Raw genomic sequence first — 17,550 nt, 5'->3', positions numbered from 1 at the left:
GGCCGGTCTTCGGCGGTGAGCGGCACGCGCCGTGGCCTGCCGTGCCGTCACACCGGTTACGGGTGGGGTGAGTTCGCTCCGGCAGCGCGGGCCGCGCCGGTCGTCGGAGGGCGATGTCCGACCCGGTTCCTACCATGGCGTCCATGAGCACCACGCACAGTAGTTCGACCGCGCAGACCTTGCGGGACCTCCTCGCCCTGGCCCGCGAGGAGCCCCGCCCGGTGGCTGCGGGCGCCGCGGCGCGGGCCGTCGCGCGGACGCGGCCCGCCCGGACCGTCGCGGCCGCCGTGGCCGCCGCCGGCGGACCGGACGAGGACGCCGTTCGGCGGCTGGCCGCCCTGGTGCGGGACCATCTCGCGGGCTCCCCCGGGCGGTGGCTCGGCGTGCACGACGCGCTCGCCGGCCACCGCGGGACACTGCCCGACCTGCTGGCGGACGTACCGCCGCCCGCGCCGCCCGCCGCCCCGGGCGTCGTACGCGTGCCGGCGCCGCGCAGCGTCCAGGCCACCCTCGCCCTGCTGCTGGAGCACACGCCGCCGCAGGACGCGGCCGCGGCCCTCGCCGTGTTCCCGGACGACACCCTGGACCTGCTGCTCGCCACCGGGCCCGTCCCCGGGCCGGTGCTCACCGACGCCGTCGCGGGGCACGGTGACACCCGGACCAGGACCGCGCTCGCCCGCCACACCCGGCTCGACGCCCGCGTGCTGGCGCGGCTGCTGGACACGGGGGACCCGCGGGTCGGGGCCGCGGTCTACCGCAACCCGCGCGCCACCCAGACACTGCGCCGCACCCTCGCGGGCCGCCTCGACGACGTCCCCATGGACGAGGGCCTGTACGCCGAACTCACCGACCCGGCGGGCGAGCTGCCGAGCACGTGGCTCGCGCCGCTGCTGGTGTCCGGCGACCCGGGTCTCACGGCCCGTGCCGTGGCCGGGGCCCGCGGCGTCGCCCAGCAGTACGCGCTGGTCAGGGTCTGGGAGCGGACCGGCCCGGACGCGGTGCGCGCACTGGTGGACGACCCGGCGGTGCGCGCGCACCTGACCCCGCCGGTCCTCTCCCGCGTCACCAGGTCCCTCGCGGCCGAGGACGGTTCGGGGGCGGCGCTCGCGGCCCTGCGCGCCCGCTGCGAGCCGTACGGGGACCCCGCGCGGCTGCCCGCGCTGCTGGCGGCCACGCGGCGCACGAGCACGCTGCGCGTGCTGCTCGCCGAGCCGTACGCGTACGACCTCCGGGCCCTGTCGGAAGCCCATGCGAAGACCCCCTTCATGCCGAAGGCCACCGTCGAGCTGGCCCGCCACGAGGACGCCGACGACGCCCAGCGCCTCGCCTTCCGGCTGAGCACGCTCAACGACCCGTGGCAGGGCGGCGGCCGACGCACCGGGAACACCACCCCGCCCGCGCGACGCCTCGCCAGCGAGGCGCTCGACGACAGGGCGTCGCTGTGGGCGGAGGGCATGGCGGCGGCCGGCCTGCTCGACCCGGCCGACCTGGTCTCCACCGCTCGCCCCGCCGTGCACGCGCTGGGCGCCCTGCAGGCGCTGGCGCGGCGGAAGCTGCTGGGCGGAGCGCTCCTGGCCGGACTCGCCGAGCTGGCCGAGGGCGCGCTCGGGGAACGCCCGGAGGCATGGGCGGCGTTCGGGGCCCTGCTCCCCCGGCACGGGGGCACCCTGCACGAGGTGATCACCGAGGCCGGGAAGGCCGAGGCCGCCGCGGACGGCGTCGTCCCGTCCGCCGCGCCCGCCGACGGTGGTACGGCTGCGGCCGCCGAGGCACCCGAGCGGCCGCGCACCCCGTACGAGCGGGCCGCGCTGGCCGCCCTCGACGTCCTGCGCGGCTGCCTCGCCGACGGTGGCGCGCCGGCTCCCTCCGACCCCGGCGTGCTGTTCTTCCTCGCCGCCCACGGCGACGAGGACGCGCCCGGACTCGCCACCCCGCGGTGGCTGTCACAGGCGTGCGCGGACCACGGGGTACGACCACCCTGGACGCGCGGGTGGTCGGTCGCGCCCACCCGGGACGAGGCGCGGGCGACGTTCGCCGGTCTCGCCCCCTCCACCGCCCGGTCCGTCGCCGTCGCGTACGAGCACGGGATCCTGACGGTGGCCGACCTGCTCGACGGGCTGCCCGCGCAGTACCTGCTCCCGCTGCCGGGCGACTGGCGGCGGCAGGCCTTCGCCACTGCGTGGCAGGCCGGCGTGGCCCGCCTGCTGCGCACCGAGTTGGGCGCCGACCCGGACGCCTGGCTGCGGCTCGCGGGGACCGTGGCCGCCGCGGGCGGCGGCGACCTGGACACGGGCGGCGGTGGGCTCACCTGGCCCGAGCTGGTGCGGCTGGCCCGGTCCGGGGAGGTGGACGGCAGGGGGACCGACGGGGCGGACGGCAGTGGGGCCGCCGGGACGGACGGCTGCGGTGCCGGGGCGGCAGGGGACGGGACCGGGGAGGCGCGCACCGGTGAGCGGGCCGCCACGGCACGGCGGCCGCTGGGGCAGTGGAAGTACGGGCAGCCCACGCCGCTGCCGGCCACGCCCGAGGAGGCGGTCCGGCAGAGCGGGCGCGGCAGCCACCTGTGGCAGTGGCCCATCGCCACGATGCTGTGCATGGCGGACGCCGACACCGTCGACGCGGTCCTGCCCCGCCTGGGCCCGGACGGCCCCTGGCTGCTGGCCGCGTACCTGCTGCGCCACGAGCGGACCCCGCGGACCGTGCTGGACCGGCTGCTGGCCGGGCGCGACCCCAGGGCCATGTACGTCCTCGCCGCCGGCGCCAGGCGCCTGCCGGCCGGTACCGCGGACCGGCTGGCCGACCTGGGCGATCCCGAGGTCGACTACTTCCTGCTCGCCGAGAACGCCCCCGAGCCGGTCCGCCGGCGGATCGTCCGCCGCTCCCGGGCCGGTGGCACGCAGCGCGCGGAGCAGCTGGGGAAGCTGGTCCTGGAACGGATGCCGGCCGGTCCGTGGGGGCAGCCGGCCGGGTCGCTGCGCTGGCTGGCCTCGGCCGAGCCCGACCTGGTCGAGGCGGTGCTCACCCGCTCGCCCGAGCTGAGTCTCGTCCAGCAGCTCACCGGCTGCCTGCACCTGGTCGAGCACGGTGGCCGGGACCGGCTGGCCGCGCTCGTGGCGCGCGGGGTGCTCGGCCGGGCGGCCACGAAACTCTGCGCGAAGGCGCTGGCGTCCGCGGACCCGGCCGCCGTCGTGCGGGCCCGGCTCGCCCTCGAGACCGACCCGGTCAAGCTCGCCGCGAAGCTGCGCACCGCCTCCGGGGAGGGGGACGACCCGTACCGTCGCGTCTTCCCGCACGCCCCCGACTGGGACGTCCTCGCCGCCGAGCACGCGAAGGAGCCGCTGCCGCAGTGGGCGTGGCTGGTCCGGCGCCCGGACGCGCCCCTGGAGCTCCGGCTCCGCCATCCCGAGCTGGCACCGGAGCCCGGACCCGGCGGACTGCCCGAGGGGCCCGAATTCACGCGGGCCCGCAGCCGTTTCGGCCTGGGAGGGCTCTACAGTGCCCCGCCGGTCATGCAGTTCGACGGGCTGCTCGCCTCGGGCCACCTCCGCGCCCGCGACCTGCTGGAGGTGGCGACCCCGGCCGTGCTGGTGCTCTCCTACCTGAGCTCGGCGCGGCTCCGTACGGACGCCCCGCCGGAGGCCGCCGCCGCCCTGGAGGCCTTGGCGGACCTGGTCGGGCGGCGCCTCGGCACGGATCGGCTGGCGTGGGAGCGGGTCGTACGGCGGCTCACCGGCCGCGACCCGGGGTGGGACGCGATGTCGCCGGTGACGGCGCTCCTGGACTGACGGGCCCCCGGGGGCGGGGCGGCGAGGGGACCCGCCGTCCCCCCTCCGCGTCCCGGAGGATGCTCAGTCGAGGCAGAACTCGTTGCCCTCGACGTCCTGCATGACGATGCACGACTCGTCGACGCCGTCGGCGCGGAGCAGTTGAACGCGCACGGCGCCGAGCGCGACCAGGCGCGCGCATTCGGCCTCGAGTACGGCCAGGCGCTCCTCACCCACGAGTCCGGTGCCGACCCGCACGTCGAGGTGCACCCGGTTCTTGACGGACTTGCCCTCGGGAACGCGCTGGAAGAACAGCCGCGGGCCGACGCCCGAAGGGTCCACGCAGGCGAACGCCGACCCCTGGCGCTCGGGCGGCAGCGCGCGGTCGAAGTCGTCCCACGTGGCGAACCCCTCCGGCGGCGGCGGTACGACGTACCCCAGCACCTCGCACCAGAAGCGGGCGACGCGCTCGGGCACTGCACAGTCGAAGGTGACCTGGAACTGCTTGATCGATGCCATCCGCGCACCCTAACAAGGGTGATCCGGGCCGCTCGTTCGCCCGCGCGGTCGCGTCGACGGGTCAGGACGGGGCGGCATGCGCGGCGAGGACGGCGTCAGCGGTCTTCGTACGGGCGTACAGGACCGTGCGGCCGGTGCGGTGGGCGGTCACGAAGCCGGCGTCGCGCAGGGCGGACAGGTTCTGGGAGACGGCCGCCATGGAGGCGCCGGTACGGGCGGCCAGTTCGGTGGTGGTGGCCGGTGCGTCGAGCTCGGTGAGGAGCAGTGTGCGGGTGCGGCCCAGCACGGCTGCCAGGGCTGCGGTGCCGGCGGCCGGCCGGGGTTCCCACAGGGTTCCGGTGCCGCGGGCGCGGTAGGCGAGCTGGGGCGGGTCCGGGGGTGCGACCCGGGTCGACAGGCCCGGGCCCTTGAAGGCGCACGGGACCAGCAGCAGTCCGCTGCCCGCGGTCGCCCGGGACAGGGTGTGCGGGCGGCGGACCAGGCGCAGGACGTCGTCGTGCCAGCTGGCCAGGGGGTGCAGGTCGTCGAGCAGGTGGCCGGCTCCGTGTTCGGCGACCTGCCGGGCGCGGTGGCGGACGTCGGCGTCGAGCAGTGCCCGGATGCGGGCCCAGTACGGGGCGAGGGCCAGTTCCCAGTACGCCTGGATCTCCTGCGCGAGGTGCTCCACGCGGTGCGGGTCGGCGTGGAGCGCGCGGAGCCGCTCGCCGAGGGCGCCCTGGTGGTGGCGCAGGTGGTCGAGGTCGCGCCGTAGCCGCTCGGGCGGGGTCGCGGTGATCGCCGCCAGTTCGTCGGCCGGTGTCGGGGCCGGGCCCGGCGGTGCGGGGTTGAGGAAGTCGGGGACGTAGCCGGAGGGCGGGATCAGCTCCGCCAGCCACCCCCGGTCCAGCCCGGCGGCCGCGAGCCGGGGCCGTACCTGCTCCAGCCAGCGGTGGTGCACCGGGTCCGCGGCTCCGGAGCGGAGCAGCCGGAAGCTCGTCCCGACCTGCCACATCGGGGAGACGGCGAACCGCATCCGTGCGAGGTCCCCCGCAGAGAAGGAGAGCTCCGCCACCGTGTCCGTCCGCTCGGTCGAGGATTCGGGTCCACCTGAATCGATGGCGCCGAGAGTACCGTCCGAAGATCCTTCCGGCATGACCGACCTGGAGACGAACACCGCCGCCGCAGCGGCATCGGGCACGTGGACGCTGGGTGACCTCACGGTCCGCCGGATCGGCTTCGGCGCCATGCGCCTGCCGCAGACCGGCACGGCACTCGTGCCCGGTGCGAGGCCGCGCGACCGCAACGAGGCGATCGGCGTCCTGCGCCGCGCCGTGGAACTCGGCGTCAACCACATCGACACCGCCGCCTTCTACTTCTCCCCGCTGCGCTCCGCGAACGAGGCCGAGCGGTTCGGCGTGCTGGCGGAGTTGCGGGAGGCGGGGCTGATCCGGCACCTGGGCCTGTCCAACGTCACCCCCGAACACCTCGCCGAGGCGCGGGAGATCGCGCCGGTGGTGTGCGTGCAGAACATGTACGGCATCGGGGTCCGGCCCGACCAGGACGCGTTCGTACGCCACTGCGGCGAGCAGGGCGTCGCCTTCGTGCCCTTCTACGCCCTCGCGGCCGACGGCCGGCAGGCCGGGGCGACCGGGCGGGAGCACGAGGAGGTCCGGGCGGTGGCCCGGGCGCGGGGCGTGACGCCGGCCCAGGTCCGCATCGCGTGGACGCTGCACCGGGGACCGCACGTGCTGGCCATCCCCGGCACCGGCGACCCCGCCCACCTCGAGGCCAACGTCGCCGCCGGCGCGCTGCGCCTCACCGACGGCGAACTCGCCCGGCTCGAGGCGGTCCACCGCGGCAGGGGGTGACGCCCTGGTGGGCTCCCGCCCGGCGGGCGGCCGGTCGCGCGGGTCGGGGCGTACCGTGCCGGCATGGAGCAGCGCATCACCCTGGTCACGCTGGGGGTTTCGGATCTCGCCCGCGCCAAGGCCTTCTACCGCGCGCTGGGCTGGCGGGGTCAGGAGGTCGAGGAGACGGTCTTCTTCCAGGCGGGCGGCCTGGGCCTCGTGCTGTGGGACCGCGGCAGGCTCGCGCGGGAGTGCGGACTGGAGGCGGGGCCGGGGCCGGTGCCGGCGGTCGGGTTCGGCGGGATCGCCCTGTCGCACAACGTCCGGTCCGACGCCGAGGTGGACGCCCTGCTGTCGGCGGTGGAGCGGGCCGGCGGGACGGTCACGAAGCCCGGGGCCGTGAACGCCGTCGGGTTCTACTCGGGCGCCTTCGTCGACCCCGACGGCCACGCCTGGGAGGTCGCGCACAATCCCGGGATCCCCTTCAACGAGGACGGCTCGATCACCCTCCCCGACTTCGGTGGCGTCTGAGACGGTCTCCTCCGAGTGCGGACGGGAGGCGGTGGCTCTTGACCGGAGAGGTGATTAGGCACCATATTACTTCACGTGACCCAGCACCCCGAGACCGGACCCGGCGCGCCCACGCTCGACCAGGCGCGCCGCCAGATCGCCCGCTACGGCCTCACGGCCGACCCGCAGGCGGTGCTGGTCGCGGCGCGCCTGATGGCCGCCGGCGCCCGGATCGGCCAGGCGGGCGAGGTGCACTTCGGGCGCTTCGGCCTCTCCACCGGCCGCTACCGACTGCTGGCCGACCTGGAGGACCACGGCGGCGAGAAGTCGCCCTCCCAGCTCGCGGCGAGCCTCGGCGTGTCCCGGGCCACCGTGACGGGCCTGGTCAACGGGCTGGAGCAGGAGGGTCTGGTGGCCCGCCGACCATCCACGGAGGACGGGCGCGGCAACGTGGTGGTCCTCACCGCGCGGGGCGCCGACAAGCTGCGCGAGCTGGCGCCCGAGCACTTCGCCCGGATGCAGGGACTGGTCGGCGGACTGTCCCCCGAGGAGCGCGCCACCTTCCTCGACCTGCTCGCCCGGGTGGTCTCGGGCATCGATGCGCTCACCGACGACCGACCCGACGGCCGACCTCACGGCCGACCCTGAGGCCGACCGCGTCCCGGCGGGCCGCCTGGCGGCCCGCCTTTCTTCCCATCCTATAGTTAGGCACCTAAGCACTAATAGTTAGGTGACTAATTACTTTGTTCGAGAGGACGACCGATGATGACGAGGAAGGCTGCCGGCGCTCCCCCGCCCCCGAGTGCGTGGAGCGAGGTCCTGGTCGCCTACGCCATGCCCGCGGCGACGGCCGGTCTCGGCGGCGCCGTGACCGGGCAGCCGCAGCTGGTGGTCGCGGCGCTCACCACCATCGGTGGCGCCTCCGCCCTGGTGACCGCCGCCCTCGGCGCCGTGCTGCGGCGCCGCCCCCTCCGGGCCCGGCCCGGCCGGACCCCGCGCGCGCTCGCAGCCGCCGCCGCGGGCCTCGCCGGCGCGGCGCTCGGCCTGGCCGTCGGCCTCGCCGCCGCCCACGGGCTGCCGCACGTCCCGGCCCTCGCCGACAGCCCGTGGCCGCGCCGGCTGCCGGTCGACCTGCCGGTCTCCTCGGCGATCGCGGCCGCCGTCACCACCTGGCGCCGACGCGGGAGCGGCCCGGCCCGCGCACCGCAGCACCGACTCCCCGTCACACCCCGACCCGAAAGGCAGACTTCATGATCGTCATCATGGGCGCCGGTGGCGCACACCGGCGGCGCCACCCTGCGCAGCCTCGCCGCCCTCGGCGTACCGAGCCGCGCCCTGAGCCGCGACCCCGCCCGCCTGACCTCGGCACTCGACGCGCGCACGCTCGCCCGCACCACGGTCCTCCGCGCCGACGCCGCCGATCCGGAGTCCCTGCGGGCGGCCTTCCGCGGCGCGCACCAGCTCTTCCTCACCATGGCCAACGGCCCGCACCAGGTCCGGTACGAGCTCGACGCGATCGACGCGGCCGTCGACTGCGGCGTGACGCACGTCGTCAAGGTCTCCGCGCCGGCCGCCGAACCGGACTCCCCCGTCGCCGTCTCGCGCGGCCACCACCTGGTCGAGGAGCGGCTGCGGTCCTGCGGCGTCACCGCCACCGTCCTGCGGCCGTACGCCTTCATGCAGAAGCTGCTGCTCCTGGCGCCCGGCATCGCCGCCGCCGGGGTCGTGCACGGCGCGACGGGCGATGCGCGGTGCAACTACGTGGACGTCCGGGACATCGGGGACGCCGCGGCCGAGGTCCTCACCCGTCCGGCGTCGGCCGGCGGCACGTACCCGCTCACCGGCGGGCGGGCCTACAGCCACCCGGAACTCACGTCACTGCTGGGCGGGTTGCTCGGCCGACCGGTCCGCTACCTCGACCTGAGCCCCTCCGAGCTGTACGCCCACCTGGTCGGCCGGGCCGGGATGCCGGACTGGCTGGCCGCCCACGTGGTGGAGATCCAGCAGCTCGCGGTGGCTCGCGAGGAGACACCGGACGACTCCTTCCGCCGCCTCGTCGGACGCGCCCCCCGCACCCTCGAGGACTTCCTCGTCGAGAACCTGCACCGGTTCCGCTGACCCGCGGCGGCGGGGCGGACCTGCCGGGCAGCGGGTCGGAGCTGCCCGGCACGGGTCGGACCCGGCGGGCGCCGCCGTCCACGAAGAGTTCGCGGTCCGGGCGGCGGCCCGACGGCGTCACGGGCACAGGGGGTACCGGGGCGGGCGGGCCCGGGGGCGTACAACCTTTTCGGGGGGCCGGGGGTCCAGAGGGTGTTCATCTGATCGCACACCTAGGGGGAACGGACGTGCGACGCCACATCCGTCACGCCGTCGCCATCGCCGCGGCGGCCACCACGCTCACCGGAGGCCTGCTGGTCTCCACCGGTACGCAGGCCGCGGCCGCCGCCGCGGGTCCGGCGCCCAGCCGGTTCTCCGACGACTTCAACGGCGACGGCGTCCACGACCTGGCCATCGGCGCCCCCGACGCCACCGTGAACGCCACGGGCACGGACGGGGCCACCACGCAGCTGCCGGGCGCGGGCTACGTCACCGTCTCGTACGGCGGCCGGTACGGCGCCCAGAAGACCGGCCTGAAGGTCCTCACCCAGAACAGCCCCGGAGTACCGGGCGACGCCGCCCAGGGCCGGCGTTTCGGCCAGGTCCTGACCAACGGCGACTTCAACGCCGACGGTTACGCGGACCTCGCCGTGGGCGCCCGCGGCGACCAGGTCAGCCTGCTGTGGGGCAGCCCCACCGGCCTCAAGGGCGGCACCCTGATGCCCGACCCGCAGCACCGGCCCGGCTTCGGCACCGTCCTGAAGGCCGGTGACTTCACCGGTGACGGGAAGACCGACCTGGTCGTCGGCTACCAGACCTCCCTCTGGCTGTTCCGGGGCCCCTTCAAGACGGACGGCACGACCGCGGCCACGCCCAGGAAGCTGGACCTCGGCCGCGACTACCCCGTCTTCGAGGAGGGGCTGGCGCAGGACCGCATCACCGTCGGTCGCATCGACAAGGGTGCCGCCGACGACCTCGTCGTCCTCGGCGAGCGGCGGATGGACGGCCCCATGCGCGGCCGGGTGCTCCTCGGCGGGTCCTCGGGCCTCCGCATCACTCCGGTCACGATCCGCGGAGGCAACAGCGTCGCCGTCGCGGACTTCGACAAGGACGGCTACGGCGACATCGCGGTGGGCGACGCGGAGAGCCAGATCGACACCGACTACGCCGCGGGCCTGGTCCGGATCAACTTCGGCACCTCGACCGGTGTGAACGACAGGCGCGGCGTCCGGACGTTCACCGAGGACTCCGACGGCATCCCGGGCAGCGTGGGCAAGGCCGACCGCTTCGGCGCCTCCCTCGCCGCGGCCGACCTCGACCTCGACGGCCACCCCGAGCTGATCATCGGTGCCCCCGGGGAGCGGAAGCCCACCTGCGAGCACTGCTACGTCAGCGGTGGCGGCTTCTACGTGCTGAAGGGCACGGGCAAGGGCGTCACCGGCAGCGGTGCCGCGTGGTACGCCTACAACGCCCCCGGTCTGCCCCGCCCCGCCGGCACGTTCCGCATCGGCTCGCAGCTCAAGGTCACGGACCTGAACAACGACAAGCAGCCCGAGCTCGCCGTCCCGGTGGCGGCCACCAGGCCCGCGGTCTGGTCGGTCGGCACGAAGGCCGGCAAGCTCGCCGGGACCGCGGCCACCCGCGTCGTGGAGGCGCCGGTCGACTCCCAGGTCCTCACCGGCAGGGAATTCGGCGTGCTCGCGCGCTGACGGACCACCTGCGGACCACCCGGGGCCCCGGGGCCGCGCACCGCTACGGCGGGCGCCGCCCCGGGGCCCCGGCCGTCGGGGCCGGCCGTGCGGGCGCCGGCCGAGTCCGGCCGCCGGGGCCCGGCCGCGCCGACCGGGTGGCGGCTCCGCGGGGACGCGGACCGGCGGCGCGCACGACCCGCGGGGTGAGCAGGTGGCCGAACCCGCGCGCCGGGCGGCGCGCCGGGGTCACGCACGCCATCGGTACCGTCTGCCGGGCCGCCGGGTACGGCGTGCCGGACGGCTTCGGCGGCCACGGCGTAGGTCGCTCCATGCACGAGGACCCGGGCGTGCCCAACGAGGGCCGGGCCGGGCGCGGCATGCGGCTGCGGGCGGGGATGGTGCTGGCCATCGAGCCGATGGTCATCGGGGGCGGCGGGGACGGCTACGTGACGGCGGGGGACGGCTGGACCCTGCGCACGACGGACGGCAGCCGGGCCGCGCACGCCGAGCACACGGTGGCCGTGACCACGAACGGCCCGCGCGTCCTGACGGCGGCCTGACCCGGCGATCCCGGCGCGGGGTGGGGGACACCCCCGGGTGGACACGGGTGTCAGCGGGATGGGGAACGGGGGTGGTCGCCCGGCAGGGTGGGGCGGGTAGGTACGACGCGGACGATAGGTACGGGAGCGATCGGTGAAAGCACGGGCACGGGCCGCGGCACTGCTGGTGGGGATGTGCGTGGTGACGGTGGCGGGGATCTTCCCGGCGGCCGCGCAGGAGCATGCGGACGCTCCGCAGGGGCGCGCGGGGGTTCGGGAGCTTGCGGGGGTCCGAGGGCCTGCTGGGGGCCGGGCGCGCACGGCGGCCCCGCCGCCCGCCGGCCTGGAGGCGGCCCTCGAGCGGACCGTCGCGGACGGGTTCCCGGGGGTCGTCGCGTACACCCGGCGGGGCGAGCGGGAGTCACGGCTGGCGGCCGGGCTCGCGGACCGGGCGAGCGGCGAGCGGGCCCGGCCGGACCAGCGGTTCCGGATCGCCAGCAACACCAAGGCCTTCGTGTCGACCGTGCTCCTCCAGCTGGAGGGCGAGGGACGGCTCTCCCTCGACGACAGCGTGGAGCGCTGGCTGCCCGGCGTGGTCCGGGGAGCCGGCAACGACGGGCGGGCCGTGACCGTCCGGCAGCTGCTCAACCACACCTCGGGGATCTACGACCCCACCGACGAGCCGGAGTTCTTCGCCCCCTACCTGGAGCGTCACGAGTGGGGATACGTGTACACCCCGCGGGAGGTGATCGCGCGGGCGGTCCGGCACGCCCCGTACTTCGCGCCCGGCAAGAGCTTCAGGTACTCCAACACCAACTACCTGCTCGCCGGTCTGGTGGTCGAGGCCGTGACGGGGCGCGGCGCGCCCTCCGAGATCCGCCGGCGGATCCTCGCCCCGCTCGGCCTGGAGCACACCTCCTTCCCGCTGACCGACCCGGACCTCCACGGCCCCACCTGCACGGCTACGACCTGGCGGGGCGGGACGTGACCCGGTTCAGCCCGTCGTACGACTGGACCGCCGGGGCCATGGTCTCCACGGTCGACGACCTGGCCCGCTTCCACCGGGCCCTGTTCACCGGCAGGCTGCTGCGGCCCGCGCAGCAGCGCGAACTGCTGACCACGGTGCGGTTCCGCGGAAAGCCGGCGTACGGCCTCGGCGTCCAGCGCGGCACGGTGGCCTGCGGATCGGGGCCGAAGGCCGAGCGGGTCGGCGTCTGGGCCACGGACGGCACCGGACCGGGCTTCATGAGCATGGCGCTCACCACCGCCGACGGCGAGCGGCAGTTGGTGTTCGCGGTCAACGTCTACGACCTCGGTGCGGAGCTGCGGCACGGAACGCCCTTCCCGCTGGGGACCGGACTGAACGAGGTCCAGAAGGCCGCCCTGTGCGCCCGGGCATGATCGGCGGACCTGCGGCGTTGCTCGCCGCCCTGCGGTGGCGGGTCGGTCTACCCTGGCAGCAGCGGAGCTCCCGCGCCTGTCGCGAGGCGGCAGGAACCACGAGGGGCTGAGCCCGGAGGGTCGTATGAGCTGGGCATCATGGACCACCCGCGGCGTCTTCGCCGGACGCGGCGGCGTGCGCACCGACGAGGCCGGGATCCTGGACGGCGAACTGGACGTCCACACCACGTGGACCGAGTCCGACGGCCTGGCCCACGTCACCGTTCAGTACAGCGGGGGCTCGCACTGGCTGACGCTCTCGGGCAGCCCCATCGCGTGCCCCAGCGAGGACGCCAGCCGTGCCCTGCACGACGCGGTCATCGAAGCCGTCCGCGCCGAAGGCCCCACGGTCCTTCCCGCCGTACCGCCGTGGGCCGCCACCTGAAGGATGTGTAGAAGGCCGGACCGGGCAGGGGGCCGTTCGGCCCGCCGGCCCGGCCACCGGCCTGCGTGACGGAGAACCGGACCCCCAGAGCCCCTCCAGCGGCAGGGCACGGCCTTCGGTGCCCGCCTCCTGAAGCCCGGGGCGGGACTCACGGCCGTTCGAAGTACTGCAGGACCCCGCCGACGGAGAAGCACAGGGCGCCGGTGAGGGTGCCCCAGTTGGCGATGTTGACGTTGACCATGCTCCCGGTGGCCGGGTGGGTGAAGGCGGCGAGGGCCGAGATCATGAAGAGCACGGATCCGAGCTGGTTCACGGCGACGATCCACCAGCCGAGGTCGCGCGCCAGGACCCGGATCCGGCCGTGGCAGACCTCCATCAGGGCCAGGTGCCCGGAGACCAGGAACAGTACGCAGCCCACCACGTCGGGCACCCAGATCAGCCGGTTGACCTGCTGCACGCTCAGCCCCTGCAGGAACGAGTCCACCAGGTTCACGCCGAACACGAGCGTGCCGGTGAACAGGAGGAACGCGCTCAGCCAGTCCAACCGCATCGGTTCGAAGCTCCACCACCGCCAGCTGTGGGTGACCAGGCCCCGGTGCCCGACCCGGTGGCGGGGGGCGTTGACCACCTGCAGGAGCGAGGCGTAGCCGCCGGTGTTGAAGAAGAGGCCGCCGGCGAAGTAGACCGAGACGCTCTCCACGGCATCGCCCGAACCGAACAGGGCGATGCCGGCACCGGCCGCGAACAGGGCCCCGCCGATGACGAAGGCGGTCGCTGCCACGGCGTTGAGCCGGCGCAGGCGGCCGATCGCGACCGCGTCGGCACGGGCGCGCCGCACGGGGTCCGTGCCCGGGACACGGATGGCGAGCGCTCCTCGCCGCCGTGCCTGCCGTGACTCCCAGACCGCCGTCCCGCCATCGGGCAGCGTCCAGGTGACCCGGGTGGCGAAGGGTCCTACACCTTCGACGTTCTGCTCAGGTCGCCCCACGGACCGAGCCTAGATCACGGGGAGGGCCCGGCCCGTGCACGAAATGCCCTGTCCGCCCCGCGGCGGGGCCGCCGGGGCCGGCTTGCGGCGTGGTGCGGCGGGGCGGGTCCCGTCCCCGTGGCGATCAGCGTGGGTGCGGGCGAGACTGGGAGGGATATGGGGTGATCACATGTGTCGCTGGCTCGCGTACTCGGGGACTCCCGTGCTGTTGGGCACCATCCTCTACAAGCCCGCGCATTCACTGATCGACCAGAGTCTGCACTCCCGCCTGGGCGTGGAGACGACCAACGGCGACGGGTTCGGCATCGGCTGGTACGCGCAGGAGGACATCGCGACGCCGGCGGTCTTCCGCGACACCGGTCCCGCGTGGAACAACCGCAACCTGCGGGAGATCGCGGACCACGTGCGCTCCCCGCTGTTCTTCGCGCACATCCGCGCCTCCACCGGTACGGCGGTGCAGCAGACCAACTGCCACCCGTTCCGGCACGGGCGCTGGATGTGGATGCACAACGGCGCCGTCGCCGGCTTCCACGCGCTGCGCCGGGACCTCGCGCTGCGCGTCGACCCCTCCCTCTACGCCGACGTCGAGGGGACGACGGACAGCGAGATGATGTTCTTCCTGGCGCTCACCTTCGGGCTCGACGAGGACCCGCCGGGAGCCGTCGCGCGCATGGCGGGCGTGGTCGAGGCGGTCGGCCGGGAGCACGGTGTGGCGGACCCGCTGCAGATGACGGTGGCCGTGACGGACGGCGAATCGGTGTGGGCCTTCCGCTACTCCAGCCGGCACGAGTCCCGGACGCTCTTCTACAGCACCCGGGTGGACTCCCTGCGCAGGCTCCACCCCGACCTGGAGTTCCTGCGCGAGGTGTCCGACGAGACCCGCCTCGTGGTCTCCGAGCCCCTGGGCGACCTGCCGGGCGCCTGGAACGAGGTGCCGGAGGGCACCTACGGCATCGTCCGGCCCGGCCACGACGCCATCCACGAGTTCGCCCCCGCGCCGGTCTGAGCCCCGCCCCGCCGCGCCGGGCTCCCCGGGAGGAGCCCTCCCCGGAGGAGCCCGACGCGCTAACTCCCCGGGAGGAGACTGACGTTGCCGCCGTCGGTGCGGGTGCGGATCTTGTGGGGGGAGTCGGGGGCGGTGCGGATGCGGACGCTCTGGTCGCCGCCGTCGGAGGAGGCGTCGACGGCGTAGGTGCCGTCCGGGAGGCGGAGGACGACGTTGCCGCCGGAGCTGTCGACGTCCACCGCGTCGGGGGCGTCGGCGAAGCCCGCGGTGACCCTGCCGCCGTCGGAGCGGGCGGTGAAGCGGCCGGTGACGGCGCGTTCCACGACGATGTTGCCGCCGTCGCTGTCCAGGGTCGCGGCGAGGGCCTTCGGTACCTCGACGCGGTAGTCGACCTGGCAGGTCGAGCCGCCGATGCCGCTGCCGCCGCAGTCCTTGGGGGCGGTCAGGGTCAGTTCGCCGCCCCGCTCCCGGTGCGTGGTGAGGGGCTTGTCGCCGTCGTACTTCAGGCTCTCGGTGACCTTCACGCCGCGGCCGCTGCCGACCACGACCTCGATCGTGCCGCCGGACGTCTTCACGTTCAGCGAGGTGACGGCGGACTCGACGGTGTAGGTGGCGGAGGTGGTGGTGGCACTGCCCATGCAGCCGGAGAGGAGCCCTCCGGCCGTCACGGCGGCCAGTGCGTACACGGCCGGCTTGGTACGGAACCTGCGCTTCATCGGTGTCTCCCTAGGCTGCGGTCGGGCGGCGGCACGGCTCGCGGGCTCAGGGTGGCCGGGGGGCCTCCGACGTTCCTATGAAAAACCTTCAGGCGACGCACGGACCGCTACAGGACACCTATAGGAGCCCGGGCGAAGCTGGCAGCCCCAGCCCGCGCCCGTCCGCGCCGTCCGCGAGGAGTGCCGCCGTATGAACAGCCGACGCATCGAGAAGGTCGTCGTCCTCGGCGGCGGCGCCGACGGGTGGATGACCGCCGCCCACCTGGCACGGGCGCTGCGGGGCACGGTCGGGATCACCGTGCTGGAGGCGCCCGGTGACGCCCCCGTGCCGGGGGCGGTCGGCATGGCGACGCTGCCGCCGTTCCACCGGTGCTTCTTCGACCTGCTCGGCGTCAACGAGGACGAATGGATGCGGGCCTGCGGGGCGACCTTCCGGACCGCGACGCGGTTCGTCAACTGGCGTACGGAAGGCCCCTGTTCGCCCTTACCGCGGGAGCTTCCGGGCGGCGGCCCCGACCACTTCTACCACTCGACCGGGCTGCTCCCCGACTGCGACGGGCTGCCGCTGTCCTCGTACTGGCTGCTGCGCACCCGCGAGGGCCGCACCACCGAGCCGTTCGACTACGCCTGCTTCCGCGAGCCGCCGCTGATGGACGCCCGGCTGGCACCCCGCTGGCTCGACGGCCGGGCGGCCACCCGGTACGCCTGGCACCTGGACGCCGCACTGCTCACCGGGTTCGTCCGCCGACTGGCCCTGCGGGAGCCGGGGGTGCGCGCCGTCGAGGGCGGCTTCGCGGGGGCCGAGCGGGACGGCCGCGGCTTCGTGACGGCCGTGCGGACCGACGACGGGCGCCGGTGGGAGGGGGACCTGTTCGTCGACTGCTCGGGCTCCGCGGCGGCGCTCCTCGGCGGGGAGCTGGCCGAGCCCTTCCTCGACCTGTCCGGTGAACTGCTCTGCGACCGGGCGGTGGTGGCCCGGGTCCCGCACGCCGACCGGTCCGACACCGTCGACCCGTACACCTCGGCGGTGGCGGTGCCGTCCGGCTGGGTGTGGCGGACCCCGCTGCGCGCCGGATTCACCACCGGGCACGTGCACCACAGCGCGCTGACCACGCCGGAGGAGGCGGTGGCCGAACTGGGTGCGCTGTGGGGCGCGGACGCCGCGCGCGGCGGGTTCGACGTGGTCGGCCTGCGGGTGGGCCGGGTCCGGCGCGCCTGGGTCGGCAACGTCGTCGCGGTCGGCACCGCGGCGGGCTCGCTGGGGCCGCTGCAGCCGACCGACAGCCACTTCCTGGTCGCGGCGCTGCACCGGCTCGTCACCCACTTCCCGGACCGCGACGTCGACCCGGCGCTGGCGGACGGGTACAACCGGGACACCGAGGAGGTGTTCGAGGAGTCGCGGGACTTCGTCCGGGCGCACCTGGCCTTCGCGCCGCGGACGGACACGGCGTTCTGGCGAGCGGTCAAGGAGCCGGAGCTGCCGGCCGGGCTGCGCCGCAAGACGGCCGACTACCGGGCGGGACTGCCGGTGGTGGCGGCCGCCACGGACGAAGCGGCGTACTACGGGGCGGCCGGCCGGCCCGAGGCGGAGCTGCGCACCGTCTGGACGGACGGGCACTACTACAGCATCCTCACCGGCCTCGGGACGGAGCCGGCGCGGCCGCTGCCGGCGCTCGCCCACCACGTGCAGCGGGCCGCGGCCGCGGACGAGGTGTTCACGGCGGTCAAGCGGCAGCAGCGGATCCTGCTGGACACGTTGCCGACGGCTTACGAGTGCTTGAAGCATCTGTACGGGGGGTGAGGAGGGGGCTGGGCTGGGCTGGGCTGGGCTGGGCGCCGGCCGGGGTTGGTTGGGGTCGGCGGGGGGTCGGTTGGGGCTGGTTGGGGTCGGTTGGGGCTGGCCGGGGCTGCGGTTCGTGGGCCGGTGTCGGGGGTGGGCTCTCGCTTCGTGGGGCCGTCCCGTGGTGTGCGGGTCCCCTCGCCTCTTGACCCGTCATGGCCTGCAGGCCCTGCGGCAGGCCCACCCCTGGGGCTTTGGGGCTTCGCCCTGGCCTGCGGCCACCCCAGGC

At 75.4% G+C, this 17,550-nt stretch carries 16 protein-coding genes and 1 pseudogene; 13 read left to right on the top strand and 4 right to left on the bottom strand.

Annotation, left to right across the window (positions count from 1 at the left end):
- Positions 1 to 143 precede the first annotated feature (143 nt).
- Positions 144 to 3,785: a hypothetical protein gene (locus IF43_RS0130620; RefSeq protein WP_158939569.1), complete on the top strand. Its 3,642-nt coding sequence runs from the start codon at positions 144 to 146 to the stop codon at positions 3,783 to 3,785.
- A gap of 63 nt (positions 3,786 to 3,848) precedes the next feature.
- Here the strand turns inward: IF43_RS0130620 and IF43_RS0130615 are convergent, their stop codons facing one another.
- Positions 3,849 to 4,283: a VOC family protein gene (locus tag IF43_RS0130615; protein ID WP_030208237.1), complete on the bottom strand. Its 435-nt coding sequence runs from the start codon at positions 4,281 to 4,283 to the stop codon at positions 3,849 to 3,851.
- Between the two features lie 61 nt (positions 4,284 to 4,344).
- The gene (locus IF43_RS0130610) at positions 4,345 to 5,295 is read right to left on the bottom strand and encodes a helix-turn-helix domain-containing protein (RefSeq protein ID WP_030208236.1); all 951 of its coding nucleotides are present in this window, start codon (positions 5,293 to 5,295) and stop codon (positions 4,345 to 4,347) included.
- Positions 5,296 to 5,413: 118 nt separating this feature from the next.
- Here IF43_RS0130610 and IF43_RS0130605 point away from each other — a divergent pair, with 118 nt between their 5' ends.
- The 10 genes and pseudogenes from IF43_RS0130605 to IF43_RS0130565 all read left to right on the top strand — a co-directional run bounded on the left by IF43_RS0130605 (position 5,414) and on the right by IF43_RS0130565 (position 12,771).
- On the top strand, positions 5,414 to 6,130 hold the full coding sequence (locus tag IF43_RS0130605) for an aldo/keto reductase (RefSeq protein WP_030208235.1): 717 nt from the start codon (positions 5,414 to 5,416) through the stop codon (positions 6,128 to 6,130).
- Between the two features lie 63 nt (positions 6,131 to 6,193).
- On the top strand, positions 6,194 to 6,640 hold the full coding sequence (locus IF43_RS0130600; protein ID WP_030208234.1) for a VOC family protein: 447 nt from the start codon (positions 6,194 to 6,196) through the stop codon (positions 6,638 to 6,640).
- A 75-nt stretch (positions 6,641 to 6,715) separates the two neighbouring features.
- Positions 6,716 to 7,267 (top strand): MarR family winged helix-turn-helix transcriptional regulator, encoded by a 552-nt coding sequence (locus tag IF43_RS0130595; protein WP_030208231.1) that lies wholly within the window; start codon positions 6,716 to 6,718, stop codon positions 7,265 to 7,267.
- A gap of 114 nt (positions 7,268 to 7,381) precedes the next feature.
- Positions 7,382 to 7,873, top strand: coding sequence for a hypothetical protein (locus IF43_RS0130590; RefSeq protein ID WP_030208228.1), 492 nt, complete (start codon positions 7,382 to 7,384; stop codon positions 7,871 to 7,873).
- Between the two features lie 18 nt (positions 7,874 to 7,891).
- Positions 7,892 to 8,737: an NmrA family NAD(P)-binding protein gene (locus IF43_RS37135; RefSeq protein WP_234332593.1), complete on the top strand. Its 846-nt coding sequence runs from the start codon at positions 7,892 to 7,894 to the stop codon at positions 8,735 to 8,737.
- Positions 8,738 to 8,964: 227 nt separating this feature from the next.
- Positions 8,965 to 10,425, top strand: a complete 1,461-nt coding sequence (locus tag IF43_RS0130580) for an FG-GAP and VCBS repeat-containing protein (protein WP_030208225.1) — start codon at positions 8,965 to 8,967, stop codon at positions 10,423 to 10,425.
- A 233-nt stretch (positions 10,426 to 10,658) separates the two neighbouring features.
- Positions 10,659 to 10,967: pseudogene (locus IF43_RS0130575) on the top strand (M24 family metallopeptidase); the annotation flags it as partial.
- A gap of 133 nt (positions 10,968 to 11,100) precedes the next feature.
- Positions 11,101 to 11,934, top strand: coding sequence for a serine hydrolase (locus IF43_RS43180; protein WP_234332592.1), 834 nt, complete (start codon positions 11,101 to 11,103; stop codon positions 11,932 to 11,934).
- Positions 11,931 to 12,347 (top strand): hypothetical protein, encoded by a 417-nt coding sequence (locus IF43_RS43175; RefSeq protein ID WP_234332591.1) that lies wholly within the window; start codon positions 11,931 to 11,933, stop codon positions 12,345 to 12,347. The genes IF43_RS43180 and IF43_RS43175 overlap by 4 nt, the downstream gene beginning before the upstream one ends.
- 124 nt (positions 12,348 to 12,471) lie before the next feature.
- Positions 12,472 to 12,771, top strand: a complete 300-nt coding sequence (locus IF43_RS0130565; protein WP_030208219.1) for a hypothetical protein — start codon at positions 12,472 to 12,474, stop codon at positions 12,769 to 12,771.
- 148 nt (positions 12,772 to 12,919) lie between these two features.
- Here IF43_RS0130565 and IF43_RS0130560 read toward each other — a convergent pair whose 3' ends face one another.
- Positions 12,920 to 13,759 (bottom strand): hypothetical protein, encoded by an 840-nt coding sequence (locus IF43_RS0130560; RefSeq protein WP_030208217.1) that lies wholly within the window; start codon positions 13,757 to 13,759, stop codon positions 12,920 to 12,922.
- 169 nt (positions 13,760 to 13,928) lie between these two features.
- On the opposite strand from IF43_RS0130560, the gene IF43_RS0130555 reads away from it, so the two are divergent.
- Complete coding sequence (locus tag IF43_RS0130555) at positions 13,929 to 14,765, top strand: class II glutamine amidotransferase (RefSeq protein ID WP_030208214.1); 837 nt, start codon at positions 13,929 to 13,931, stop codon at positions 14,763 to 14,765.
- A 59-nt stretch (positions 14,766 to 14,824) separates the two neighbouring features.
- Here IF43_RS0130555 and IF43_RS0130550 read toward each other — a convergent pair whose 3' ends face one another.
- The gene (locus IF43_RS0130550; RefSeq protein ID WP_051796483.1) at positions 14,825 to 15,481 is read right to left on the bottom strand and encodes a DUF4097 family beta strand repeat-containing protein; all 657 of its coding nucleotides are present in this window, start codon (positions 15,479 to 15,481) and stop codon (positions 14,825 to 14,827) included.
- A gap of 190 nt (positions 15,482 to 15,671) precedes the next feature.
- Between IF43_RS0130550 and IF43_RS0130545 the strand changes: the two genes are divergently transcribed.
- The gene (locus tag IF43_RS0130545; RefSeq protein WP_030208209.1) at positions 15,672 to 17,282 is read left to right on the top strand and encodes a tryptophan halogenase family protein; all 1,611 of its coding nucleotides are present in this window, start codon (positions 15,672 to 15,674) and stop codon (positions 17,280 to 17,282) included.
- The last annotated feature ends 268 nt before the right edge of the window (positions 17,283 to 17,550 follow it).

Origin of the sequence: Streptomyces sp. NRRL S-87 (genome assembly GCF_000719335.1) — a bacterium.
Taxonomy (GTDB): Bacteria; Actinomycetota; Actinomycetes; order Streptomycetales; family Streptomycetaceae; genus Streptomyces.
The sequence above is the reverse complement of the archived record's forward strand: the minus strand, read 5'-3'. Positions and strand labels throughout refer to the sequence as shown.

Excerpts from the sequence above, each read along its gene's own strand:
- IF43_RS0130550 (WP_051796483.1), bottom strand. The coding sequence starts at position 15,481 with ATGAAGCGCAGGTTCCGTACCAAGCCGGCCGTGTACGCACTGGCCGCC.
- IF43_RS0130620 (WP_158939569.1), top strand. The coding sequence starts at position 144 with ATGAGCACCACGCACAGTAGTTCGACCGCGCAGACCTTGCGGGACCTC.
- IF43_RS0130605 (WP_030208235.1), top strand. The coding sequence starts at position 5,414 with ATGACCGACCTGGAGACGAACACCGCCGCCGCAGCGGCATCGGGCACG.
- IF43_RS0130615 (WP_030208237.1), bottom strand. The coding sequence starts at position 4,283 with ATGGCATCGATCAAGCAGTTCCAGGTCACCTTCGACTGTGCAGTGCCC.
- IF43_RS0130590 (WP_030208228.1), top strand. The coding sequence starts at position 7,382 with ATGATGACGAGGAAGGCTGCCGGCGCTCCCCCGCCCCCGAGTGCGTGG.
- IF43_RS0130555 (WP_030208214.1), top strand. The coding sequence starts at position 13,929 with ATGTGTCGCTGGCTCGCGTACTCGGGGACTCCCGTGCTGTTGGGCACC.
- IF43_RS0130565 (WP_030208219.1), top strand. The coding sequence starts at position 12,472 with ATGAGCTGGGCATCATGGACCACCCGCGGCGTCTTCGCCGGACGCGGC.
- IF43_RS0130610 (WP_030208236.1), bottom strand. The coding sequence starts at position 5,295 with ATGCGGTTCGCCGTCTCCCCGATGTGGCAGGTCGGGACGAGCTTCCGG.
- IF43_RS0130600 (WP_030208234.1), top strand. The coding sequence starts at position 6,194 with ATGGAGCAGCGCATCACCCTGGTCACGCTGGGGGTTTCGGATCTCGCC.
- IF43_RS0130545 (WP_030208209.1), top strand. The coding sequence starts at position 15,672 with ATGAACAGCCGACGCATCGAGAAGGTCGTCGTCCTCGGCGGCGGCGCC.